We start from the raw sequence: 25509 nt of genomic DNA on the forward strand, positions 1-25509 counted from the left end.
CTAATCTATAGATACCATACTTTCATTCCATGTTCTCATGAGAACATGGAATGAAAGTATGGTATCTATAGATTAGTCGTACTCGTGCAAAGATAAGTCTATCTTAACCCTCTCGTACAGAGATAACCAAATACACATATCCTCTAGTACATAGATAGTGGATTGCACACATCCTCTCGTACATAGATACATGACGACTCGTACACGCATATATCTATGTACGAGACGATTTATCTATGTATCAAAGGACTCGTTCAGTCATCGTACACCCTCTCGTACACCCATATTTATGTAGACATACCCACTCGTACATAGATAAACGAATTGTCCCTGTTTCTAACGCACCCTCTTGTACACCCATATTGACGGTCTCACTGTCATCTGTGTACTAGTATTAACTCGTATACCCATATCGATATCTATGTACTAAGGCGGACTTGTACAGTCATAGTTGTATCTATGTACGAGTGGGTTTTGTCCGATTGACAAAAAGCGAACGAGAGCGAAACCACCCTGTATTTTTACCTAAAAACTTTTTGGCAGTCGGGGTAGCGCGTCGGGGGTGTAGGGACATGACATAAGTTTTCCTTCTGCGATCGCGACAACTTTTTGAGATTTAGCTTATCAATAATCATTGTGGCGGTGCGTCCAGCGTCCCGCGTTGGGGGAGTGGTCGGGGTAGGAGTCCCGTTTCCTCTCGTCCGTTACCAGATAAGGATTCTAGACACCGCTAATGAGACGTTTTGAAAACGGGCTATGTTACCAAGATTAAATTACAGACAGCTTGCAAGCGATTCTAGAGGGTGTGTTGGGGGTAGGAGTCCCGTATCCTTTGGGGCAGTGGTCGGGCATGACTGGGGGGAGTATCCAGTCATGGCACGGGCATCACTGGGGATGGTCGGGGTGTGGGGGGTGGTCGAACGTTCGTACAGAGGTATTAGGTGCGAACGTTCGACCACCCCTATATAGGGGTTGAAAAATACCTCTGAAAAATTCGGGATTTGAAAATTTTTTCAGAAAATGCTCAAAAGTCGCTCACTGACTAGGTTTTCTCAGAGGTAAAATCGGAAAAAAATTTTTTTCAAAAAAATGCTCGAAAGTGGCTCTACAAGCCAGTTACATCGGAGGTACGCTTGAAACGACCGTGTAGTAAGGGTTTTTAGCTTGTATAAACTTAAAAAGTAGTAGTGTATTACATAACGTATTTATGTGGTTTATTATCTACGTGCGTAAAACTAAGTGTAAATAAATTTACTTAAAATATGCGTAAAATAATCCATAGAGTTTTATCTATGCTATAGATGGATGTACTTACTCTCTATGTATTTTATACTGCATTATTAAAACTATTGTCCTATATAGTTTTCAGCAATTTATACGTAATCCATAGAGAATTCTCTATAGGGGAGTGAAGGGTGTACGGAAATCTATGTATTTTTTGCTATGCGTAAATCACCAAAACCCCCAACACCACACACGGGCATTGAGGGGGAGATAGAGAACAGACAAGAATTGGGAATACTAAAGTTACACGTTTATAAAGATAATCAAATGTCGAATTTATCAAGTATTGAGCGTATTAAATTAGAACGTTTATTAGGTATGTCAGATGGCTATGTTTTAAATTTTTCAAATAAAACATTTTCTGATTTTGTTATTGAACACACAGGTATTGATGTCTATGACCAAAAGTATGCTGATATAGGTGAATCAAAAGCAAAGCGTCTTAGGTCGTTTTGGAATAAAGAATCTAATCATATTGTCGGTAAGTTATTGTTAGCTTTTTTAGAATTTTGGCACTACTTAAATACTTCTAACGAGTTTTATCAGGTAACAGAAGAAAAATTAAAATTGTATGAAGACTGTTTAAAAATATCAGTAAGATTGGTTAGTGATGCTCCAATTGAAGAAACAAACGTAAATATAGATGTACTTTTTGATGAAATACAGAAAAGTATAATTAAAGAAATTGAACTAGCTAAATTTATAATTTGGATTGCTGTAGCTTGGTTTACTGATAAACAAATATTTGATAAGTTACTTGAGAAAAGTAGTCAAGGTGTAAATGTACAATTAATTATTTGTGATGACGATATAAATAGGAATTCAGGTTTGGATTATACTAAGTTTGAGACTTATAAAATACCTAAAATTGGTAAATATGAAAATATAATGCATAACAAATTTTGTGTAATTGATTTAAATAAAGTAATTAATGGTTCGTATAACTGGACTAATAAAGCTAAATATAATTTTGAAACCGTTACAACTTTTTCTAATCGACAAGAAGCTGAAAAATTTGCAGAGGAATTTATTAAACTAAAATCCCTCACATTTTAAATAACTGTGAAGGACTGATTTAATTATTGTGGTAAAACAAACTAGGACTGGTGGTTATTCGTGCAGTGTGCCGTTGATGACTTCTGCAAAATTTCCTTCCATTTTTATGACTTGTACTATAGGTCTGGTAGTAATACCTAGTTTAGTATTTTTCTATATCAGTCGTTTGGTATGGGTATTGGCGGTCGGTTGTCGGTATTGGATAATTTAAAAACATCTTTAATGTATACAGTCATGATTGAAGTAACTCAAACTATTAGAGGTAAAACTTGTTTTTGGCTTATTAAAGTGAATACTTCACACGAACAATTAAAATTGAAATGTACACACGAGCAATTATTGAAGCTAATTGAGAAGCACCCAGCTTTAAAGAGTGTTTTAGGCATTACTGACAAGATGTTAGAAGGTACAAGGTAATGGAAGAACAAGAAGATTTTTATTTAACTTGGCGAACGAACAAACTTGCTTCACTGCGATACAACCGCGCTATCTGTATGCTTGCGGCTGGTTATTCACCTAATGAGGTTGCGGAACATTTGGGGGTAACGGTTCGGGCTGTTCAGATGTGGTTTAAGGAAGGGGATTTTAACGATTCTCTAAGATATGCGATTCACATCACTTTTCAATCTGCATTAAGTAAAGCAGCAGATTTTGCAGATAGGGCGGTTCAGATACTCATAGACATAGCTGAAAATCCAGATACACCCTCAAAACAACGTATTGAATCTATTAAATTACTGTTTGATATTCTTCTAAGAACTACCCAATCTGTTCCTGAAAACCCTAAAGTTTTTGAATTAAGCGAGAAAATCAAAGTCTTGAACCAAGCGACATATTTTAAAAGCAATAACGTTGTGACGACAGAGATAAGACCAGTAATAAGCAAAACAGGATTAGCTGAAATGAGGGATGTATGGACTATCATTCATCCTAATGAACCTTTCCCAGAGGATGAAACGGAATTACGGAAATGGTTTGATGACAACATAAATCCTTTCAAGTAGTAGGAAGTTTGTAGGGTAGACCTTAAAATCTACCCTTTTTACTATCACAATTTAATAATTTCCCCTGTTTCTTCTATCAGCATTCCTTCATCAATCAACATATAAGTTAAGCCAGTTTGTCTACCAGTTCTTGTGAGTACTTTTGTGTTGGGATTTTGATGTAAACAGTCCCATATATCTAAAGTAGAAGATTCTAAAGGCATATTTATTATTTTTATCTTCGGACTTTGTTTTTTAATTTCTGGTGCGGTTTCTACTGGTGCGGTCTTTACTGGTGCGGTCTCTACTGGTTTGATAGGGGTATCCTCAGAGAAGTTGATAAAATCAATAACTTGTTCAATCGCTTGTGACCGTCCTCTGTTGTCGTAGGGATTTAGTCCGTGTTTCGTGTTGTGGTCGCTAATCAAGGTTTTGTACTGTTCCATAACGTTTTTAATCAATCCCATCTTTGACCCGGTTAGGGCATTGATAGCGGTCGCTGTGATGCACCATTTTTGGTTTTTTTCGGTAGCCATATCGTTGTGTTGTGTAATGGCTTGAATAGCACGTTTAGCCAGTTCTTCAGCCCTTCCAGGCAAGGTTTTCATCTTCGTATTGTTCAAGAGTTCAGAAGTTGAAATACTGCTTAAATCAGTCTCAATTACTTGTTTAGCCTTGCCTACGACAGTACGCGCATAGACTCTACAAGCTTGTTGGATGAAGTCAGCTAGACTCATTCCAGAGTGATTTAGGGCATCTTTTACGAGTTCTTTTGTTTCAGCGTCAAATTGTTGTAGTGTCATATCTTCTGGTTGTGGTTGTGACTGTGGTTGTGGTAGTGGTTCGGGCTGTGCTTCAGGCTGTGGTGGGGCTGGTAGTTTTGGGAGATTTTCAAAGTAAGCTTTTCTGTCAGCATCCCCCACTACTGCCCATCTGTCTTCGTTGGTAGTTGCATACCATAGCGCTATGTGTTCCCATCGTTCTACTTTCCCTTTACCTTCAGTAGTAAAGTAATATCCTGGTTTCGATTGCTGGTCACTGGGGAATGCTGATTCAATAGCTTTTCGGAGTTCAGTACGAGTACGGCGAAAGGTATTTTCATTAGGAACTAGTTCTTTAAGTCGCTTCCAAGCGTTTATAGTTAACTTTTTAATAGCTGATTCATCAGTCACACCTTGTAACCCGTTGATTAGTTCTTGAATGATTTCGGATGTTTTAGACATAGGATTGATTTGTTTGATTGATTTTTGATATCTCTATACTAGACCCTCTAGTAATCTATTGTCAAGAGGATTGGTACAGAGATTTTTAAAGTTTGGTTAAAGTCCCTGGTTTGATTTCGTAGCGCTTATAAGCGTCAATGGTTGTCTCGTCATCATCCCCTAAAACTTGTTTGGCATAGTCTCTAAAGTCGTAGGGGTCAACACTCGTGTCATTGACAATGCAAGCCCGTAAGTAAGCAGCACGAAATTTATGATATGTGCGTTCGCCTTCAGGGAAGATATCCCAGTCCTTTACAGCTAGGTTGAGAACCTTAGCCCATCGCAAGTTAACCCGTTCAGCGTCTTCATTTCTATCCAACCGTTTACCTTTAGTTTCTAGGTAGTTCAATCCCATACAAACCAGTTCGGCTGACAGTAGGGTAGGGATGCAAAAAGTAACTTTCCTCAGTGGTATTTGTTTGTCGCCTATCTTTACCTTGCGGTCTTTCCCCTTTAACTGACCTCTGAAAGCTATTTCATACTCTGCTAACTCTTCAAAAGTCGCTGAACAGTGAATCTCTCCCATCCGTCTCCCTGTTGCCAGTGCCACTGAACAAGATACGTCAATCCAGTTCGGGTCTTTACCCTCTGCCACTTCAGTTAGTATCCTGTGAGCGAATTTAAGTGAGTTGGTTAAATCAATTTGTACACGGTTCTCTTTTTGCCGTCGTTCAGTCACTTTCTCTCTATATCGGGCATTTTGGCGTTCTTTGTACTCGCTGAAAAGGTAGCTTAAGGCGTTTCCGAAGTGAGTAGCAATGGTAATTACTGGGTTAACTAAAGCGGGGTCTTTAAGTTCGGTCTTAGCTGCAAGTTTAAGCGCTTTTTTGAGGCTGGTAATTTGCCTTAAAGCCGTGTTGTACTGGCGTTCTGCTTCCGGTTGTTCATCTGGGTAAGTGGCTTTTAATATCCTTGCTTCTTGTGCTGCTAACCGTTCCCATCCAGGGATGTCACCTACTCCCTTCTTACGCTGATTTAGCTTGTATGGTGCTAACGCTTCAAATATGGGCAGTAGGTAGGCTACCTGTTCATCAATGAAAGTGTTCTCAAATTCATCTGGGGATTTGGCTTGTCTACTCATTCCATATTTACCTATTCACTATATCTAATGTAAGTATGGATTTATCTATTGTCAAGAGGGTGTGTAAGTCATTGCTCCCCTGTTGTGTCTGTACTTTTCTCGATACCCTTGTCTAGCCCGCTTTGATTTCCAGAGCTTCACTAAAGTCACTTTAGTTAAGACCGTTTTTGGATTTGAGCATAGGAATTGGCAAAGTGTTGGCGTAATAGGTCATGGATAAAGCGATATCCACCACCTACTCTTTGTAGAAACAAGCGCTCGGTGCAGTAGTCGAGAAATTTGGCGTAGTTCCAAGGTGCATAACCATTAAACGAGAGAATTACGCGCAAAACGAAATGTTTAATAGCAGGAGTTCCACTTCTGGTTATTCCAACAAGCATTCCAAAAAATAATCCAAACATGAAGCTACCGATTAAAAGTTCATTAAAATTCATTTCATTTCGTGCAATCTTTATACTGATAAAGCTGAGTAATGAAAAAGGTAAAGAAGTTGCAAACAAGAGAATTATAGTATTAATAAGTGATTGTCGAATCCCTTGATTAGGAGTATTTTTGTTCTCAATTTCAAGTCCATTAAGCCCATAAATAAGCCCATAAATCAAACCTGTAATCACCCCAAAAATAAGCCCATTAATCACCCCTGTAATCAACCATAAAATCACCCCTATAATCAACCATAAAATCAGTCCAATGAAAAATTTATTAAGATAAAACTTTAGAGTTTCAATTGCTTGAATTTTATCTCCAATTAGCTCAAAAAACAGCCCAAAAAACAGCCCTGCAATCAGCCCAAAAATCAACCCATAAATCAGCCCATAAATCAGTCCTGTAATCAGCCCAAAAATCAACCCATAAATCAGCCCATAAACCAGCCATTTAATAATTATTTTGTTAAGATTTTTTAGAGGATTAATTAAGATAACTGTTTTTTCAATTTTCTTTTCTATAAACTCACCAACCAGCCCATAAATCAGCCCTGAAATTAGCCCTGAAATTAGCCCAAAAAAAAGTCCAAAAATCAGTCCTACAATCTGCCTATAAATTAGTGTTTTCAGTTCTTTCAGCGGTGAAAAAACTGAAACTACCCCTACAAAAATCCCCATAAGCAGCCCAAAAATCAGCATTCCGATAACTCCCCATACAATCAAATTATAAACAAGTTTTTGAATTTTATTTTTCAACAAAGTTGGTTGTATTCTTTCAATTAAAAACTCAGTTACACTATCGTCAATTAACCTTTGTGCCAACCATCCTAACCAACGTTTAGTATTTTCTTGCTTGGGTTGTCTACCTTCATATTTTCGTTTAAGCATCCTCCGAATATAACCATCAAACAGATAACTCTGTCGCTCCTCAGATGACTGAAATTGCTGCCATGTTTGGAGTGATATTTCTTGAGCAGAAAGAACAATAATATTTAATAAGAGAGGTGTCCTAGTTAATTGGTTTAAATCTGCGTCCTGACTAATACTATCCCATAATTGTAAGTTATCCGTACTTTGTAAATACTGATAAACCTGCTCAGGAGTAAAAGGACATAATTCCAGGGAGTTATTTAGTTGAAGCAAAGTTTGATAACGCTGATACTCTTCTATCCGACTACAAACTACTACAGAATTACTCCAACTACTGGGATGTAAAAACTCATTAATTTTTACGACACACTTTTCTTGACGTTCTGCTGCTAACTCATCTAAACCATCTAAGAGGGATATAATTTCTTGATTATCTACTAGCCCTTTACCAATATCCTTTCGTACCCCATATTTATCTTTGAGTTGGTCAATTAACCAATCTTTTATATTTTGATTGTCATTCTTCCAAGAAGATAAAGAAAACAGCACTGGTATCGGATGTACAGGGTCATTCTTAGCACGGTTTACTAGTTGCTCAGCTAATTTAAGAAGCATGGTAGTTTTTCCTATCCCAGGCTCTCCCAGAATTAATAATCTACCTGCAATATCAGATTGGTCATAAACTGCTGTTATTTCCGTATTTGTTAAACGAACTTTCGGTTTTGACCCTACTTTTATCTCACTTGACCAAGGCAATTCAATCTGAGAGGGATTTTGTTGTGTATCTTGGACAATATAAATCCGATTATGTAATGACTGATTTAATCGTGACTTAACTTCAGTACGAACTTGCTTTAACAGTGCTTGTTGTACGTGGTTTCTAGAAGATAATTCACTTCCAGATGTTAGCTTAATAGCTTGTAATTTGAGATTACCTGAGTTGGTTTTACGTGCTGCACGGACTAAATCTTTAATCCATCCTTCTGATTCTGCTGTTTGTATTGTTCTGAAGATAATTTCTTGTAAACTTCCTGAAGGGGCGATCACTTCTAAATTCTTATCCAATTCAAACGACAACATTTGCTCTAATGATGATTTCGTCGGAAAAGCATCAACTAAAGCGGATTGTAGTTCCTTACGCTGCCGTCCAGATAAACCCATTTTTTCAAACCAAGCGATAATATACCGGGAAATTGCGGATTAATAGAAAAATTTAAACTATTCTACAGGACACGTGAGATTAATTCCGGTTCCAAATCATTTTCACGCTTCGTGATTCTAATCAAATATCTTTTACAGTTTGTAACAAATCAACGAATGTAGTACGCTGCTATCCCTTGGCGTGTGGTTGTTTTAGCGTAATGTCGTTTAAACCATATTTCCCGACATCTTCACCCACAGGTGATAGCATAGCCAAACTTGACGCCGCACCCAACACCTGTTCTTCCGATACCTCTAGGTAATTTTGTAACTGCTCTAAGTTCCGATGTCCAGATATCTCCTGAATCACCCGTAACGGTATACCAGCATTACTCATCTGGGTTAGGGCAGTTCTCCTAAAGCTATGGGTACTCACTCCAGTTATCCCTACCCTTTGACAAGCCGTTCTTAAAATCCTTGCGGCTGAGTCCTCACTAATATGTCCGTCACTCCGACCGGGAAATAAATAAGGCTTACCCGCAAATGTGTAGTAACTAGACAATAGTTCTCTTAAATCTTCTATCACTGGTATAGACCGGGTAGCTAACTTGCCCTTAGTGTTTGATTTCCTGAGAATCAGCTTAGGTCTAACAGTCCTTTTGGGTGTGTAGATATCGGGGGTCAACAAGGTACAAGCTTCACGAATGCGACACGCTGTAAACAGACATACCCCAAACAAAGTTTCTGTCACGGTCATTATCCAGCCCGTAATTAAAAATTTGCTGTATTTCTGACTGTGTAAGCACTTTAGCCCTACCGTGCCGATTGACTTTCATCGCTGAGTTGGTATTGACCCTGTATCACAGCGTACAGCTATTGCGATACCTATAAATTAAAAATACTTTTCTTTATAGATGGTTTTTAGCAGTTCCTTCACCCTTTAAATTTATTATTCGGCTTCAAGCCAGCCCTTTACTGTTTCAGCAGGAATGCTAAATAGTGGATGATTAAAAATTGCTTTTAGTGCTTCCAATCCACCAGCTTTTAAGGCAGATTGTAACCTCGCTTTTAGTGTTGGATTACGTTTAATCTCCTGATGAATAGCTTCTGTAACCACTGCGTCTGTGGGGTTAGCTTGAGATAACTGGAAGAGTAACTGCTGTATTTCTGCTGCTGCTTGTGCTAGGTTTTGTTTTTGTTCTTGGGTGTAGTTGGTGATGTTACCACTTATTTGACCAGCGTTTACTGTATGAGCATTTACCTGAGCACCACCAAATTGAGCACCTTGGTTATTGTTATTAAATTGTTGTTTTGAACCTTCTGACATTATAATATCTCCTCCTTGAGTATAAAAACTAGGACGTTCTAACGCCGTCGTTATCATAATTTCTAATCTACGTATTTGTAATTCTTTCTCTGCTATTAATGCTTGAAAGTCTTTCTCTGCTAGTGTTTTAAGTTGATTGTAATTAATAAAATATTCTTTACTCAATTCAGATTTGTTAGCTGATGCTGCGGTTTTAGCTCGGAGCAGTATTTTATCATCTCCCCGTCTTTCTATTGCTACAATTTCAAGTTCGGCATTTGGGTTGTTTTCAGCTAATTCTTTGAAAGCGACTGCAATGGCACGTGGGTCAACACCTTGGTTATGATAAAGGTCGAGAGTGTCAACAATCGGTTTGATAAAATCACCAAATTCCCCATCTGCAAAAACCTCTTCCCTATTATCTGGTTTACGCCAAGGGTCAGGATTTTCTTTTGTAGGGAGTCGCATATAAACGTAAGAGCATTGCACGCCATCAAAATTGGTGTCACTGGTAATACCCCAATCTTGAATGTAAGCTCCGGTGAGAGTCGCGCCTGTAAAATCTGTTCCGTCTAACTGTGCTTTTACTAGCTTTGCTCTGGATAAATTAGCGTCCTTCAAGTTGCCTTCACTCAAGTCTGTGCTCACAAAACTTGGATCTATTAAGTTAGCTCCATGCAAATTAATCCCCCGTAAGTTTTGACGGTCAAAATTTATGTCCTGTCCAAGTCCAGTTACCAGTACCTGACGTACTTGGGCTTTTTGAAGATATGTTACACCAGGACGAGCAAGGTCAAGCTTTTTAGTGTTGCGGAAACAGGTACGAGTCAGAATAGCACCTCTAAAATCCGTATTTTTAAGTGTCGCTCCTGTAAAGTTAGCATCAGTTAAATCAGCTTTGCGAAAACTTGTACCGCGAAAGGCTGCAAAAGCAACAGCGATGTTCCGAATCAAAGCGTGCTTTTCGTCTCCCTTCATTGCTCGCCAACTGATATGAATACTCAATAACACGACGGCTCCGGCTCCGGCTAAGGCGACGGCTAAGGCGACGACTCCGGCTAAGGCGACGGCTCCGGCTAAGACGACGGCGAAAGCGACGGCTCCGGTTAAGGAGACGGCGGTGGCGACGGTGACGGTGAAGGCTCCGGCTAAGGCGATGGCTCCTAAACCTGCTTGTATTCCTTGGCGAATTGTGATGAAAATGAAAATAGCTAGTATAACTATAATAATCCAGCCCGCAATTTGATAAGTTATTTGTTCTTGAGGGTCTTTACTTGAGTAAAATATTAGGGACGCCACCAAAGCGCCAGCATAACCTGAGAAAATTCCTGACACTCCCGACAGCAACCACGAAACAACAACCAGGAAAATAGCCCACCGCTTTTGCAGTCCCGCTTTAACATGGCTGAAGTTTGCACCGATAAGATTTGTACCAGTAAAATCGCAACCTCGGATATTTGCATAGCTAAAGTTTCCTCCCTCAAGGTTTTGACCTTTAAAGGAGCGCCCACGGAGATTTTGACCGGAGTAATCTGGTGGCATAGCTGGGGAAGGTATCATACCGTAAACAGAGTTTTGCTACAGATTCTATCCTGAATTTTCCAGATTCTCACCCAAACCGTGCTATAGCTACTAGTAAAATGAAAAAATGCCCCTCGTATAGAAGGGCATCTATATTTTTGGATTAAAAGCTGGCGGTCTCTCTGGATTGCCAGTTTTTAACTTGCTTGTTGCCGTTTCAACTCTTGTATCAATACTTGACAGCGCTTCATAGCTTCTCTTGCCTGTTGTCGGTACTGTTTGGCTTGTTGCGGATCTGATTCATACACTTCAGAACCTTTACGCCGGAGGTCAACAGCTTGCTTACTAAGTTCTTTAGCGCGAGTCTTTAAATCTTCAATTGTTTTCATCGTTCCTCCAGTTCTGAAATCACAAATTCTAAATTTTCAGCTTCTTCATAAAGTTTATCTGCTCTACTCTCTAGTAAGCTAGCGTCCTCATAATGATTGTTGTTAAGGGCATTTTGAGATGCTATATACAATTCGTCAATAATGCTTTGTAACTGGATATAAGCACTTAGTAAAGCGTTTTTGGTTTCAGGTCTCATACTACAGTTCAATTCCTCCATCAAAATCTTCAGGTTCCTCTACATCAACCACAGTTACTTCTACAGGCTGTTTTTGCTCATTTTGGTTTACCAAGTTTACTGATTCTACAGTGGTCACTACTGGTTGTTTACCTTCTAAATACCTGAGATAGAATCCTATGGCATCTTCTATAAACTTTGCTACTGGGATATCTAACGCTTGTGACCATTGCTCTACTTTAGATTGTTGATACTTTTTAATCCTGACTTTATCAACTGTCATCACATCACCTCACTGACCAATCCTTTAAGGTTGTCAAATGCACCATTGTCCGAAATTAGAAAACCTTTTTTCTTGAATGCAGCACTCAGTAAGGGGAGTTTAGAACCGCCACCAATAATCAGAATTTTGTCACCAGCTAGCTTGTATTGCTCTAACTGCTTTGTGACCTCACGTAGTTTACAGTCGATAAAGTCTTTTAACTCTAGTTCGTACACTGAATAGAAATTCAAATCTGATTCACCGTAGTAAAGTGCTGCTATCTTGTCCCCAGTCTCAGTTTTCTTGAACTTCACCCCAACTTCTATACTCCTGTTGATTACATCTTTACTAGGCGGTTGCTTGATGAGTGCTTTAAGGTCAGAGTTAGCAGCTATCTTCTCAATCAGGTACTCTGCACCAAAATCCTTAACAACAGGCTCGCCAACAAGTTCGGAATTAAAGAACCGCGTGATGGACGTGTTACCGCCACCAATATCACAGATAGTTACAGCACCGTCTAAATTCTGGCTCTTGAGTGCTGCTATACCTTCTGGGTACACTGCATTAATCTTGATTTGTACCAATACGGGTACACCTGCTAACTCTACTTTGTGTGTACCTTCATTCTTTCTAATCACTGGCTCATGCCGTTTAACGTCGTTACAGGTCACGGTGACTTCAAAACTCATCTCAGAGTTAACCTGTGGCAAGTGTGCCAGTGTTCCGAGAAAGTACTGTAACCATAGAGAAGACTTGCCCGTATAGTCGTCTACCAATCTAATGAGGTCACTGCTACCACTTCTCGCGGCTTGAGTCCCAACCAACCAGCAAGTATTTTTCAAGTCTTCCCGTACTCCATCAATATATTTAACGTGACCGGGAATCTTATCTGAAGTGTTGTTGAGACAGCGTGCATACCAGCTTGGTTCTCTCAGGTAGTCGTAGCCTTCCACATAAGCTTTAATCCAATGGTTCCCAAGGTCTATAACCGACTTGAAATATTTTTTGATTTTAGAGGGTGTTTTTGAGGCGGTTTTTTGACGGGTACTTTTGGGTACATCAGCAGTTTTATCAGTCATTTCTAAATCTCCTTATTGTCTATAGGGTAAAGGTTTGAGACTTTGATTAAAGTTAGGATAACACAGGCGAGAGTAAAATGTACCCAATTGGGTACTATTTTTACCAATGTGGTCTATTCAATGGGGATTGACCTAAAACTTTTCTTAACTGGTTAATTAGCTTATAGTCGTCAATATTGGTGTAATATAGTTCGACTTCATTGTTATTAGTTAATAAAACTTTCACACATGATTCACCTTTAATTCCAAAATATCTCCAATAAATCAGAGTAATTTTCTCAATATCAAAAGTGTGTGTATCATTACCTATGAATTTAGACATTTGATTTTCTCCTAACATTAATTGTTGGCGGATTGGTGCTATTGGTGCTATTGGTGCTACACCCCCTATAGGAAAAAAAGTGGTGCTAGCACCAACGCAATATCAAGGATTTCAGGCTTCAATTGTGGCTGTGTTGGTGCTGTTTTGGTGCTGTTTGGTGCTAGCACCACAAGCCAAAAATACAGCCACACTGTCTATAAATTGTTAATTACTGTTAGAGATAGATTCATCAACCTTGAAATGATGCCCACAATCTTTACATTGCATTTTTCTCAACCCCTTGTACCATCCATTCTTTTTAGTCTTTGTAGAATCACACTCTGGACAAGTTATATTAGATTCTAAATCGTCATTTTCTATCTCATTCTGTACTTCATCTAAAATGTTAGAAATTAGTAAATTTTGAGTATTTGTACTTATTTGAGCAACTTTCTCAAACGGCTTGGACGCTAGCCTGGATTTACCATCAGTGAGCATTCCCTTGTGAGCTACTGGGATTTCTAAAAGCAGTGCTTGCCCGTTACAGTACAAAGCAGCTAACCTGTATTGGTTTTCTGGGGAGATGTCTTCATTAGTCTTAGCGATCCACTTGGAAGCTTTGTTGTAATGCTTGCTGAACTTCTCCAGCGTCTCAGGATTCATCCCCAAATCCTTATCAGCGTGTTTGAGGAAAGTATCGATAGCATTACTAATGAACAACAAGCAGCAATTGTTCATCTCATCCCATTGCCAACCACTTTTACCCACTTCCCCAGACTGACCAATCAAAATCAACTTCATGCTGTTATGCCTAAAAGTAGTCCAAATTTCAGCAGCAGTCTTCTTATCATCCCGGTTATGCTTTTTATCAAACTCATCAAAGATGGCAAGGATAGGGGTCTTAGGGTCTGTGGAGGTTTTATTGTCTCTTGCCTTAAGTAAATTTGCAAACTGGTTAAATAGCTTAGAAGCTTCATTAGGATTGGTCGCTGCTTTTTCACAATCCCAGTAATCTTCTTCACTACCGTCTTGAGGGTCAGATAACCAGATTTCATAACCGTCTAAGTTGTGTAGGTAGTAGTTGAGAAGGTTTTTAACTGCGATTCCCTTACCTCCACCTGTAGCACTCATGACCCGTAGCGTAGGTTTACCAGTTTTCTCAATGTGGTACTTGCGGATAGTTTGTCCGAACAGTTCAGCCCTGATAATGCCACACTCCCTAAAGATATCTTCAGCAGTAGGTAATGGTTGCTTAACTGGTAGCTTGGTTTGAATTTCGATTGTGACCGTAGCGTTATGGCTGTGGATTTCAATCTTAGGAAGTGTCTTGTCAATCGCTCCAACTAAAGCTGCTAACCGTTCACTGCTGTTTTCTTGTTCTAGCTCCTTAATCGTTATACCGGGATTGCGACCAATGGAGAAAATAAACCTGCACCCCACCTCAGTCTCTTGCCAGTCCAGACAATCAAGTTTAAATCTGAAATATCTGTAGTAGTATTCAGAGATTTTATTGCCAGTGCTAGGAATTGAACTTGTACCGTAGAACTGATAAGGTCTGTCTAAGGTTTCTCTCAATTGTTCGTTTTCTTGCTGGAGTTCATTAATTACCAAGTTACGCTTTTCTAGCAAGTCCAGTAATTGAGCGTGGATTGAGTTGTTATTAAGTAGTAGTGCCTCGTACTTCTCTGTAATGCGTTCGTCAACTTCATTAATACCCTCTGTAAACCGTTCTATAGCTACTGGCTTAGGAATTGAATTATCAAGGGATTGCTTGAGTTCTTTATTCTCACTCTTAATCTCTTTAACTTTGTAATCCTTCCACCGTGTTTTACAGTTAAGAAACTTGTTGTCAAAAGCGAAAATGAAACCAAGAATCTCCCCAAAATCTTTAAATTCGCGGTCACGAACAATCTCTATGGCTTCGTTTAATTCAGTCTTGAGGTTATGCAAATCTTCTAATCGTCTATCAAAAGTGTTACGTAACTCAATCGGTACATCTGGATTATGTCGGGCATTTTCAAGTAGTTTTTGCAGTCCTGATAAATCCTTGCATCTTTCAGAGAAAAACTTGACTGTTTGCATTCTAGAATCAGTCATAAAATCTTCAACTCTAGTATCACGTTGACTGACAATTCCTTCTAGTTCTTTAATTTTCAAGTCTTTTTCAGAAACAACCTTGAAGTATTCTTTAGCTTTTTCGTTTAGCTGTTCTTTAAGACTGTTAACTTGTTCCAAGTACTTCTCACCTTGACTTTCAAGAACTGCAATACTACTTTTAAGATTGTCAATTGTTACTTTTAGGTCATTAAGTTCTCTGCCTCTAGTGGCTTGAATCTCAGAAATTCTCTCAGCAGTTTCTTTTTCTAAGTTTTCGTGTCTCTCGCTGTAAGCAATACCCAATCCAGTACACACCAAGGCTGAAGTAGTACCACCAACACCAACAGTTAAAGCTAAACTTTTCTGCCATCCTTCAGGTAAGTTCCATGCTTGAATAGCCCCAGTTACGCCTAATAAAGTACTTGCTGTGAATACGCCGTAATAGATATGATTGAATTTCATAATGTATAGTCTGTATGAGTACAAATTAGAGGGGAATCTCACCCCTCTTTTTTATCGACTTACTGTGAAGATTTCTTCAGAATTACCTGACCTAGTTGCAGACTAGCACCTACAGCGAATAATCCTGCACCTATTGAAATCATCACATTCTTACCAAAGAATCGACTTCCAAAAAATCCAATCCCAGTTCCTAAAATAATTGAACTTCCAAGAATAGCTACTAATTTCTGTTTGTCTGTCACGCTAAGTTTCATTTCATTTTCTCCATTACATAGATTAAATTTATCTAGAATCCCGCCGCAAATTTAGCTACCGCTTCTTGCTTAATCTTTTCTTTTTCGTACTGAACATTTTGAATTTCGTATTTTTGTTTTTCGACTTGTTCGCGTAACATTTCAACTTTGAGGTTTTCTTGTTGTTGAATGTGTTCAGTTTGTTGCTGAGTACCAGTAGTGCGTATACGTTGCTGTACTAGCAATTCTTCATCTTGTTCAAGCCTAGAAAGCTCGGTATCACGTCCAACCACAGCACGTTGGTACTGAACTGCTTTTTTCTCATTGTTGATACCAGCCGTCTTACCGTCAATTAACAGCCCGATTAGTTTCTGTTGTTCAAGGTCAAGAGTGGCTAAATCTTGTTTGAGTTTCGTGTTATTGATAGCAACGCCAACATAATTACGCTGTCTAGCAATAACAATATTTCGTCTAATTGCTTCACCAGAGTCTAATTCAGGGACTGAAGAATCAATGTTGGCATCTGCCTTAGCCAAAATAGCAGCAGTGTCTACAGTACCATCTGTGAGTGAGCCAGGATTGTGATTGAGTGCTGACTGTACAGCAGTGTTTGTTTTAGTGACAACCGTTCCGACAACTTGACCAACAGTACCGATTACTTGACCACCTTGTTGAAGTTTTTCAGCAAGTCGATTTCTTCTAGCTTCCGCTTGCTCTGGGGTTTCATCACCTTTAATATGGTCAATTTGTGGAGTGTTAGAAGCTACTGTATCGGAAGTTGTTTCAGTGACTTGGTTAGTGGTAGTTTCTCCAGTCACACGCTTTGAGCCAGTTAAACCACCTTTCTTACCACGATTGGGATTGTCGAGGCTAGCTCCTGTGATTGTTCCTTTTCTTGGCATAATTAAAGAATCCTTTGTTTGTGGAATGAACGAGGGTGATAGATACGGGTCAGGTCGGACAACTTGCCCGTATCTCAAAAATTTAATCCTTGAAAAATAACTCAACCTGAGTAGGGATAACACGAGCTTTAGCGCAGAACTGAGAGCGACTATTACCACACTTGTAAGCAGCAAAATAACTGCCTAGTACAAGAGTTATTACAAGCATGATGAAGATATTTGAGAAAACTTCTAATTGCACTGGAAAACTGTATCTATGCTTAAGTTTGGCTTGTTGGCGGTTGAATTCAGCTAGCTTGATTTCTTCAAGAACTTCAATTGCAGAAGTCAGTTTTTGAAGTTTCATACTATCACTCACACTACTACGAGCTTCACAATACAAATCTGCTTTGAGCATTTTGAGTTTTTCGTCATCACTGATTAGTCCGAGTGCTTTTGACTCTTCGTTCCAATCGTGATTACGTTGTTGCATATATTGAACAGCTTCAACAACTTCTGTTAACCAAGTATCGATGTGTTCAAAAAGTCTCATGGTTTATTCCTTAATTTCAATGATTTGCTGATTAGGTTCTAATAACTGCAATCTGTTAGTGTTGGTACTGGCATCGACTCTACTGATGAGTTCTTGCATAGCTTCACAGTTGTTTTTACGTGTCAGTACACGGCGTATGATTGGCTTAATTTCAGGATTCATTCATGTCCTTTATGCAGGGTCAATAAGGTCAATAAGCCAATTCCACTGGAGGGAATCGCGTTCGGGCAGAGATAGCGCGTATTCTTCACCCTCAAAACTCACCCACAATTCAGTCGCGTCTTCAATGTCTTCAGCGTTTAACTCAAACTGGTCAAGCTGAGTAAGTACGATGGGGCAAGGGATGCCCGGTAACCAGATGGCATCTACAGCCATAAAGATTGGTTGTCCGGTGCGGTCGCTCTGTCCTGTGGGCTGGTTTATCGTTGTGAAGTAGCTCATGTCCTCTGTCCTCTCTCGCTCACATCCTTACTATATGAGTTTGCCGTCATGCTGGCATTATGGCTTGTGACACTTGTTTAGCTGGCATAATGGCTTGCTGGCATAATGGCATAAACGTGATACATTTCTGGCATGACGGCAAAAAGAAGATAAAATCATGCTGGCAATCGATGAAATAATGACTGTGACTGAAAAACCTAAAAATAAGCGACAAGACCCGAACTTTACGAAAATTACGGCTGATATAGAAAAAGACGTGGCTGCAAAAACTCGTGCTATATGTGCTTTAACAGACGTTTCATTATCAGACGCTGTTAATGAAGCGTTAAAAATGTGGATTGAAACTAAGAAAAAAGATAGTAATTTTGAAATTTAAAAGATGCTTAAAAAACCTGATAAATCACAAGAAATGATGATAACTTGTGTTGAAATCACTGAAAAAACATTACCATTGCCGATAAAAATAAACCAAGACTCATTAGAAAATTACTTGAAAGGTAAACATTTTTGGTTTTGTTTACGAAAAATGTTTATGAACTTTTTTAGTGGTAATCCAATTTTTTATAACGTTAATGGACAAGAAACAGAAATTTCAAAAACATTGTTAGAACTCAGTTTCAACCATTATTTATCACTATATAAAGTAATTAATTATGGATGGGATGAAATTTCTAAAAGCTTACAATATTTGGATACTAAGATAACCACCCCAGGAGATGCTATAGTTTATATACTCAAGGGTGATTCATTGATTTGGTTAGAAGATAATCCAGTAAAACCCGAAACTTTGTATAGAGCTTGGTTGGAATATACAAATTGTCAAGGGAAATCGTCTAATGCAAAATTAAACGATTACATCAGAAGAATTGGAAAACAAACTGGTGTTAGCCTTGGAAATTACCAGCCGTCAGAACACATTATGTTTAGAGATACCTGTGTAGAACTAGCCAATGTGTCACGCTCTACAATCGCTAAATTAGCAGTGAAAGATTTTAAGCGTGACCAGGCAGAATTACTGGCTTTTCTCGGTCAAAAATTGCGCGGTCTTTGGTAGTTTACAGAACTTTACAATTTTTACCACAGATTCCCCAACAACATAGTTACCCGTGTTTGACTAAAAATACAAGTAAAAAGTACCCCTACACAGTTAGTGGAAGGGGTATCGATATTATGAAACAAATTTATGGTATCCCACCTAGCAGCACAAATCGAATTGTGCAAATTTTGCGATAGCACTAATCTCATAAAACAGACTGGAGACGCTGAACCTACCAGTCACTATGGACACTTGACCTGTGGCGACTGCAAGAAGTTTATCACGTGGTTGCAAGACCCTGCACTAACTGAAGTGTTTGAAGTTCGCCAAGGCATGATACGTGACCTACTGAAGAGAAGCGGTAGTCTAAACCAATGTGAAGCACCATTTCTTAGAAACATCCTAAATCAGCGATACCTTACCCCGAAACAACAAGACTGGCTAGATAAAATCTTTATGCGTGTACTGGGAAGAGTATCACCGAGGCAACCAGCCGCAAAACAAAACCCGCCTACTCAACGGGTAGCGGGTCAGTTTGGATTGCCATGAGTTTAAGCTGCATTGCTTTGCTGAAATACAGCACGTTCTAAAGCTCGCACTCTTTCTTCTAAATCTTCTTTAGATTGATGTTCTTGATATAGTTTCAGAACAAAATCAGCCATTGACAGATTAAGCTCTGAAGCTTCTTGTTTCATCTTTTCTAAAATCTCACTGCTAATTCTGACTGATAGTTGAGCGTCTTTCAAAACTGGCTTAGGCATACGACATAACGATTTTTGAGGTATCTATACCTTTGACTATAGCCCAATTGTTAAAAGAAAATCAAATGTAAGTCATATGATGTACCAGTTTGTTAAACTGTCCACTATACAAACGAAATGTAAGTCATATGACTTACATTAAAAAAGTAAACAAAACAGGGCTAGATGCCCACAAGGATAAACTACCATGCGTAAATCAGCAAAAACAATCAATTTAGGCGTTGCGGGTTTCATTAAGACTGATTCTGAAGGCTACGCAACTGGTGAACTCATTCAAGTTCAAGCAATAGAAAGTGAGTTGAATGGTGAGACAGTTGAACAAATTGAGTGGATTTGGGCAGTAGAAAGCACTAAGGGTACTTCAAAGATGTACTTGTGGACACGTCCAAACATCAACCCCAACAAATATATAAGCCGTCCAGAACAGGGTGAAGCTGAGTACTCATTATTAACTCAATTGTTACTGAATCTTGGATTGCTAAGCGAGAACAACTTAGACCAGTTAAGAGAGAATCCAGAGTACATAGAAGAGTTAGACATCGACCTTGAAGAATTACAAGGTCAACAATTTAGATTCAAACTCATTCCTGGCAAGATGGGCAAGCCAAGCAAGCCAGATGTTAAAACCATTGAGTTACTAACCGTTAAACCAGACCTAGAAGTATAAGCATAAAAACAACGGCTAGGGAGTGAAAGCTCTAGCCGTTCTATATCTTAAGGATTTCTATAATGTTAAAAATAGGTAAGAAAAATATCAACCTGATCGCGGTTGAAATCGAATCTAAGCTACCTGATATTGTAACAGAACCACTACCTATAGTACAGTTACCGCCAATTCCCGATAATGTTACGAATGCCACAGATACCGAATATCAAGATGACAAACTTAATCTGCTAATTGAGTGTGTGACATCATACATACCTGAATTAGAAGATTACTTTGGTGAATCTGCTAAATGCTTTTTTGCTAGAGAGGAATTAGATGCTGATTTTAACCCTCTAAAAAATCACCTGATAAAATTGGGTTATGATGTCAAGTCTATTCCTAGAAATGCAATTACTAAAGAACTAAACAAACTTTGGGATAAATATGTACCTAGACCGCACGAAAGAAATCAAAAAAAGCTGAATAATTTTCTCAAAATGCCTATAGTGCAAGAGTTTTTCAACAGGCATAAGCTAGATATTGAGAAAATACAGATTGAAATTTACAAAGATGGACGCAAAGCATTAAAACTCAAATTTAGAAAGATAAAAGTTACTTTATTGATGTTTTTTGCTTTCGCTGACTTATTCAAAGTTTTTGGTGATAACCTACGTTGGATATGGACTGAAGAAGCAAAGCTTACACAGTTTCGCACCATTAAAGTATTGGGTAAAGTTCGTCAGTCTCTAATGGTAAATGGTGAAATTTTAGATTTCGACTATTCACTTTTTGACCCTCGTTATGTATTTCCGCCTATCCCATCTGGCTTAGACAATCAATGTAAAGTGTTTGGGGTTGATGGAAGTAAAGTTGATATGGGTAGTGAGATTAAAGCAATAGGAGGAGAAGACAAACCACATCAGTACTGGATTGAGCATATTCACGAAGTAGGCGAAAAATACCCTACTGTTCTAAAAAACTATGCTATAAATGACCCTGTAATTACGTATAAATTATACAAAAGGTTACAGGAATTGTTTAAGCAGATATTTGAAATTTTAGAAATACCCCACACACCAGATATTTGTGAAAGTATCGCTGAAACGTGTGGTAAAAACATTCAAACCATCTTCAAACATCTAAATTTATTTCACTTTTCAAGCTTAAATGATGGTATAGAACCTGAAATTGCAGAGAAAAAACTAGAAGAATTATTGAAATTAAGCGGTCTTAGAAATCTTTCTAAACTTCAACATAATGAATATGGTGTGTTACCGGGTGAAACAGTAGGAGGACTCTTACAATCGCGTACAGCACCTTATCCGTTGATTAAAGGCTTATTGATGGACTTGGATGAAAAATCATGCTATGCGACCGCACTATGTAACATGAACATTTATTTAGGTGAACCAATACACCAAACATTCCACAATAGCGACAATGCACCTACTTTAGGTCAAGCATGGAATGCAATTAAAAACTTAGGCGTTCCAAAAGATGCTTACCTTATAATGGCATCTGGAAAACTTAAAAAAGCCATTAACACATTAGTGTTATCCAATCTAAAGTTTAACCCTGAGACTTGCATTACATCAGATTACAAGCGTTATGCATTCCCAGAAGACTTAGATTTAGAACAAGAGTACATTAATCTTATTAACAGTGAAAAATCTTCTGAACCTAGTAGCACCAGTGTAATTGACACCAAGGAAATTATAGCTGGAAAGTTTGGAGAAGCTACTTTTACGGCACTCTCAGACCTACCAGAAGATTGGTTTGAAGAATTTTTAAATCTCAAAGTAGATGCTGTCATCTTCTATCATCCAAATTTGATGTGTGATTCTTTTAGTGAATATTTTGAAAAAGTTAAGTTACTCAGTAAATCACCTATCAAAATTACACTAAACGAACAAACTGCACTTTCTACAAAAGAAGTTCAGGTTTACGCAAACAACGTATGTTTAAGGTTTCCAGCGTGGAAATATTATCAAAATATCAAAAAATTACGAGGTAAATACAAAGAAGATAAAAACCCAATTCAAGAAATTTTCAAATTAATCTTGAATTCGACATATGGTGTGTTGGCATCACCTGTAATGGGTATCAATAACGTAATAGCTGCTAACTACATCACTGCTTGTGCGCGTGCTGCTTGTTGGCGAATGATTGTAAGTTTAAACGGTACACAAGCTATTACAGATGGTACAGCCTTAAAAACAGAAACCATTCCATTCGGTCAGACACTACGAGAAATACTAGCTAAAAACCCAAAATACTTAATCGAATATGAACCTAACTTCAGTCACAATGAATTAAACGATTGGACACCTAAAAAAGCTGGAGACTTCAACACAATCTATAAAGAACATCTCAAAAAGTTTTTAGGTAAAACTGATTGGTTAATAGATATGTACGACTATGACCTAAAAGATGAAAAAACAGATACAGGTGAAGAAAATTTTATCTTTAACGAACTACTAAATACAAATGGTGCTAATTACATAAAACAGGGATTTGGCACTAAGAAAATGAAAGCTAGGTCTTATAGAAGTAATGAATTTCTTATTAAGTGGTATAACGACATATGCAATGACAAGTATGATAGACATCTAATAATAGTTGATGAAAATGTCGTCAAATTAGCTGATGGCAGTGAAGATGCACTACGCATACTAAAAGACGCTGAAAAAGTATCAAATCAAGGTAAGCGAAATGTAATCAAAATGACTTCAGAACTAGCAGAGGAAATCACCAGCTATGGCATTCTTCATCCTATGGGATGGAGTAAGAAAGAAATAAAGTTGATGAAGTTAATCAGCACCAGTCAGTTTTTACCACCTACAAAAGAGGTAAGAAAAGACTTAGACCGCTTTTTACTTCGATGTAGCACAATTTCTAAAGAACTGCTAGATGGTAAATTCTGGAAAAACTTACAAGAGTCACATCTTAAAGAAGTGGAAGCATATTTTAAACAAGAAAGAATTAACATAACAATGCGTTCTGACCTGAATTACGAAGCATTTAACGATAAATATCCATGTGGTTTAGGTTTTGAATTAATCTGTTGGGGGAGTACCAGAACATTTACAGAAGTTCGTCAGGTAATACAAAAGTACGTACTTGATAAAACATTCAATGTAGGAATTAAAGTGAATAACTTGCAACAACACATAGATTTTTCTGACAAAATTCTTCCCAAACTTAAAGACAACAGACAGTTAAAACTATTTCTAGCAGCATCACAAATTATCAAATTAAATGCTGAGATGGAATACAGAGAAAAGCTCTCTAGAAGCGTTCAAGATAACCCTACAGGACGTAAAGTAACATTCTCTGACATCACCACTATTAAACTAGAAAACGTGAAAATGTAAAGAACTTTTGATAGAATTACAAAATTGAAGTTATCACAGTATTTTTACGGTATTTTATTCGATTAAACGTAAATATAAGCATGAAAATTCAGCAATTGTATCGAGGTTTTATTAGTAAATATTTGTCATATTTGTTGTATTAGATTATCAATCCTTTTTGATAATCTAGAAGAGGTCTGTGTTTTTAGAGAGACCAAAATTGTAAACAATTTTGGGGTCTCAAAATGACTATAAAACAAATGTTTCTGTTAGTTGTAGGTGTTGTTTACCCATTAAGCCTATCTGCTTATAAAGTAGAATATTTACCTCTAGCAGAAAAAATTACACCAGTGGCGTTAACTCTTATTTATAACAGTAAAGAAGATTCAAATAAAAAACGCAAATAAACACTAGTACTACTCCCCCTATGCCCGTGTGTGGTGTTGGGGGTTTTGGTGATTTACGCATAGCAAAAAATACATAGATTTCCGTACACCCTTCACTCCCCTATAGAGAATTCTCTATGGATTACGTATAAATTGCTGAAAACTATATAGGACAATAGTTTTAATAATGCAGTATAAAATACATAGAGAGTAAGTACATCCATCTATAGCATAGATAAAACTCTATGGATTATTTTACGCATATTTTAAGTAAATTTATTTACACTTAGTTTTACGCACGTAGATAATAAACCACATAAATACGTTATGTAATACACTACTACTTTTTAAGTTTATACAAGCTAAAAACCCTTACTACACGGTCGTTTCAAGCGTACCTCCGATGTAACTGGCTTGTAGAGCCACTTTCGAGCATTTTTTTGAAAAAAATTTTTTTCCGATTTTACCTCTGAGAAAACCTAGTCAGTGAGCGACTTTTGAGCATTTTCTGAAAAAATTTTCAAATCCCGAATTTTTCAGAGGTATTTTTCAACCCCTATATAGGGGTGGTCGAACGTTCGCACCTAATACCTCTGTACGAACGTTCGACCACCCCCCACACCCCGACCATCCCCAGTGATGCCCGTGCCATGACTGGATACTCCCCCCAGTCATGCCCGACCACTGCCCCAAAGGATACGGGACTCCTACCCCCAACACACCCTCTAGAATCGCTTGCAAGCTGTCTGTAATTTAATCTTGGTAACATAGCCCGTTTTCAAAACGTCTCATTAGCGGTGTCTAGAATCCTTATCTGGTAACGGACGAGAGGAAACGGGACTCCTACCCCGACCACTCCCCCAACGCGGGACGCTGGACGCACCGCCACAATGATTATTGATAAGCTAAATCTCAAAAAGTTGTCGCGATCGCAGAAGGAAAACTTATGTCATGTCCCTACACCCCCGACGCGCTACCCCGACTGCCAAAAAGTTTTTAGGTAAAAATACAGGGTGGTTTCGCTCTCGTTCGCTTTTTGTCAATCGGACAAAACCCACTCGTACATAGATACAACTATGACTGTACAAGTCCGCCTTAGTACATAGATATCGATATGGGTATACGAGTTAATACTAGTACACAGATGACAGTGAGACCGTCAATATGGGTGTACAAGAGGGTGCGTTAGAAACAGGGACAATTCGTTTATCTATGTACGAGTGGGTATGTCTACATAAATATGGGTGTACGAGAGGGTGTACGATGACTGAACGAGTCCTTTGATACATAGATAAATCGTCTCGTACATAGATATATGCGTGTACGAGTCGTCATGTATCTATGTACGAGAGGATGTGTGCAATCCACTATCTATGTACTAGAGGATATGTGTATTTGGTTATCTCTGTACGAGAGGGTTAAGATAGACTTATCTTTGCACGAGTACGACTAATCTATAGATACCATACTTTCATTCCATGTTCTCATGAGAACATGGAATGAAAGTATGGTATCTATAGATTAG

The 25509-nt window shown here is 38.2% G+C and carries 24 protein-coding genes and 1 pseudogene; 9 read left to right on the forward strand and 16 right to left on the reverse strand.

What is annotated here, in order from left to right:
* Positions 1-1443: 1443 nt before the first annotated feature.
* Together F7734_RS48855 and F7734_RS48865 are read left to right on the forward strand one after the other, a co-directional pair.
* Positions 1444-2340, forward strand: a complete 897-nt coding sequence (locus tag F7734_RS48855) for a phospholipase D-like domain-containing protein (protein ID WP_155751544.1) — start codon at positions 1444-1446, stop codon at positions 2338-2340.
* 416 nt (positions 2341-2756) lie between these two features.
* The gene (locus tag F7734_RS48865) at positions 2757-3344 is read left to right on the forward strand and encodes a helix-turn-helix domain-containing protein (protein ID WP_155751546.1); all 588 of its coding nucleotides are present in this window, start codon (positions 2757-2759) and stop codon (positions 3342-3344) included.
* A gap of 44 nt (positions 3345-3388) precedes the next feature.
* Here the strand turns inward: F7734_RS48865 and F7734_RS48870 are convergent, their stop codons facing one another.
* From F7734_RS48870 to F7734_RS48910, 9 genes and pseudogenes are all read right to left on the reverse strand, one after another.
* Positions 3389-4546 (reverse strand): hypothetical protein, encoded by a 1158-nt coding sequence (locus F7734_RS48870; protein ID WP_155751547.1) that lies wholly within the window; start codon positions 4544-4546, stop codon positions 3389-3391.
* Between the two features lie 85 nt (positions 4547-4631).
* The gene (locus F7734_RS48875; RefSeq protein WP_155751548.1) at positions 4632-5666 is read right to left on the reverse strand and encodes a protelomerase family protein; all 1035 of its coding nucleotides are present in this window, start codon (positions 5664-5666) and stop codon (positions 4632-4634) included.
* 155 nt (positions 5667-5821) lie between these two features.
* Positions 5822-8122, reverse strand: coding sequence for an effector-associated domain EAD1-containing protein (locus F7734_RS65780; RefSeq protein ID WP_155751549.1), 2301 nt, complete (start codon positions 8120-8122; stop codon positions 5822-5824).
* A 169-nt stretch (positions 8123-8291) separates the two neighbouring features.
* Positions 8292-8937, reverse strand: a pseudogene (locus F7734_RS48885) (site-specific integrase).
* 113 nt (positions 8938-9050) lie between these two features.
* Positions 9051-10967: a pentapeptide repeat-containing protein gene (locus F7734_RS48890; protein ID WP_243147495.1), complete on the reverse strand. Its 1917-nt coding sequence runs from the start codon at positions 10965-10967 to the stop codon at positions 9051-9053.
* A gap of 158 nt (positions 10968-11125) precedes the next feature.
* On the reverse strand, positions 11126-11317 hold the full coding sequence (locus F7734_RS48895) for a hypothetical protein (RefSeq protein ID WP_155751550.1): 192 nt from the start codon (positions 11315-11317) through the stop codon (positions 11126-11128).
* On the reverse strand, positions 11314-11514 hold the full coding sequence (locus F7734_RS48900; protein WP_155751551.1) for a hypothetical protein: 201 nt from the start codon (positions 11512-11514) through the stop codon (positions 11314-11316). Before F7734_RS48900 ends, F7734_RS48895 begins: the two co-directional genes overlap by 4 nt.
* Position 11515: 1 nt before the next feature.
* Positions 11516-11776 carry a hypothetical protein gene (locus tag F7734_RS48905; protein WP_155751552.1) on the reverse strand — a complete coding sequence of 87 codons (261 nt, stop codon included), beginning with the start codon at positions 11774-11776 and terminating at the stop codon, positions 11516-11518.
* Positions 11776-12834, reverse strand: coding sequence for a hypothetical protein (locus tag F7734_RS48910; protein ID WP_155751553.1), 1059 nt, complete (start codon positions 12832-12834; stop codon positions 11776-11778). Before F7734_RS48910 ends, F7734_RS48905 begins: the two co-directional genes overlap by 1 nt.
* A gap of 404 nt (positions 12835-13238) precedes the next feature.
* Here F7734_RS48910 and F7734_RS65785 point away from each other — a divergent pair, with 404 nt between their 5' ends.
* Positions 13239-13364, forward strand: a complete 126-nt coding sequence (locus F7734_RS65785) for a hypothetical protein (protein WP_279239844.1) — start codon at positions 13239-13241, stop codon at positions 13362-13364.
* Here the strand turns inward: F7734_RS65785 and F7734_RS48915 are convergent.
* From F7734_RS48915 to F7734_RS48940, 6 genes are all read right to left on the reverse strand, one after another.
* Positions 13361-15694 (reverse strand): hypothetical protein, encoded by a 2334-nt coding sequence (locus tag F7734_RS48915; protein WP_155751554.1) that lies wholly within the window; start codon positions 15692-15694, stop codon positions 13361-13363. The genes F7734_RS65785 and F7734_RS48915 overlap by 4 nt on opposite strands.
* Before the next feature lie 59 nt (positions 15695-15753).
* Positions 15754-15948, reverse strand: a complete 195-nt coding sequence (locus F7734_RS48920; protein WP_155751555.1) for a hypothetical protein — start codon at positions 15946-15948, stop codon at positions 15754-15756.
* A 32-nt stretch (positions 15949-15980) separates the two neighbouring features.
* Complete coding sequence (locus tag F7734_RS48925) at positions 15981-16829, reverse strand: hypothetical protein (RefSeq protein WP_155751556.1); 849 nt, start codon at positions 16827-16829, stop codon at positions 15981-15983.
* A gap of 82 nt (positions 16830-16911) precedes the next feature.
* On the reverse strand, positions 16912-17361 hold the full coding sequence (locus F7734_RS48930) for a hypothetical protein (RefSeq protein WP_155751557.1): 450 nt from the start codon (positions 17359-17361) through the stop codon (positions 16912-16914).
* Between the two features lie 3 nt (positions 17362-17364).
* Entirely contained in the window at positions 17365-17523 is a 159-nt protein-coding gene (locus tag F7734_RS48935) for a hypothetical protein (RefSeq protein WP_155751558.1), read from the reverse strand.
* Between the two features lie 9 nt (positions 17524-17532).
* Positions 17533-17802 (reverse strand): hypothetical protein, encoded by a 270-nt coding sequence (locus tag F7734_RS48940; RefSeq protein WP_155751559.1) that lies wholly within the window; start codon positions 17800-17802, stop codon positions 17533-17535.
* Between the two features lie 157 nt (positions 17803-17959).
* Here F7734_RS48940 and F7734_RS48945 point away from each other — a divergent pair, with 157 nt between their 5' ends.
* The 3 genes from F7734_RS48945 (at position 17960) to F7734_RS48955 (ending at position 19387) form a co-directional block, all read left to right on the forward strand.
* A complete protein-coding gene (locus F7734_RS48945) occupies positions 17960-18178 on the forward strand; it encodes a hypothetical protein (RefSeq protein WP_155751560.1) in 219 nt (72 codons plus the stop codon).
* A 3-nt stretch (positions 18179-18181) separates the two neighbouring features.
* Positions 18182-18856: a hypothetical protein gene (locus tag F7734_RS48950; protein WP_155751561.1), complete on the forward strand. Its 675-nt coding sequence runs from the start codon at positions 18182-18184 to the stop codon at positions 18854-18856.
* Between the two features lie 129 nt (positions 18857-18985).
* Positions 18986-19387 carry a hypothetical protein gene (locus tag F7734_RS48955; RefSeq protein WP_155751562.1) on the forward strand — a complete coding sequence of 134 codons (402 nt, stop codon included), beginning with the start codon at positions 18986-18988 and terminating at the stop codon, positions 19385-19387.
* A gap of 2 nt (positions 19388-19389) precedes the next feature.
* Here F7734_RS48955 and F7734_RS48960 read toward each other — a convergent pair whose 3' ends face one another.
* The gene (locus tag F7734_RS48960) at positions 19390-19599 is read right to left on the reverse strand and encodes a hypothetical protein (RefSeq protein WP_155751563.1); all 210 of its coding nucleotides are present in this window, start codon (positions 19597-19599) and stop codon (positions 19390-19392) included.
* Positions 19600-19786: 187 nt separating this feature from the next.
* Between F7734_RS48960 and F7734_RS48965 the strand changes: the two genes are divergently transcribed.
* From F7734_RS48965 to F7734_RS48975, 3 genes are all read left to right on the forward strand, one after another.
* The gene (locus tag F7734_RS48965; protein WP_155751564.1) at positions 19787-20266 is read left to right on the forward strand and encodes a hypothetical protein; all 480 of its coding nucleotides are present in this window, start codon (positions 19787-19789) and stop codon (positions 20264-20266) included.
* Positions 20267-20328: 62 nt separating this feature from the next.
* Positions 20329-23619 (forward strand): hypothetical protein, encoded by a 3291-nt coding sequence (locus tag F7734_RS48970; RefSeq protein ID WP_155751565.1) that lies wholly within the window; start codon positions 20329-20331, stop codon positions 23617-23619.
* Between the two features lie 224 nt (positions 23620-23843).
* Positions 23844-24005, forward strand: coding sequence for a hypothetical protein (locus F7734_RS48975; protein WP_155751566.1), 162 nt, complete (start codon positions 23844-23846; stop codon positions 24003-24005).
* Positions 24006-25509: the final 1504 nt, after the last annotated feature.

It is taken from the genome of Scytonema sp. UIC 10036 (assembly GCF_009725235.1).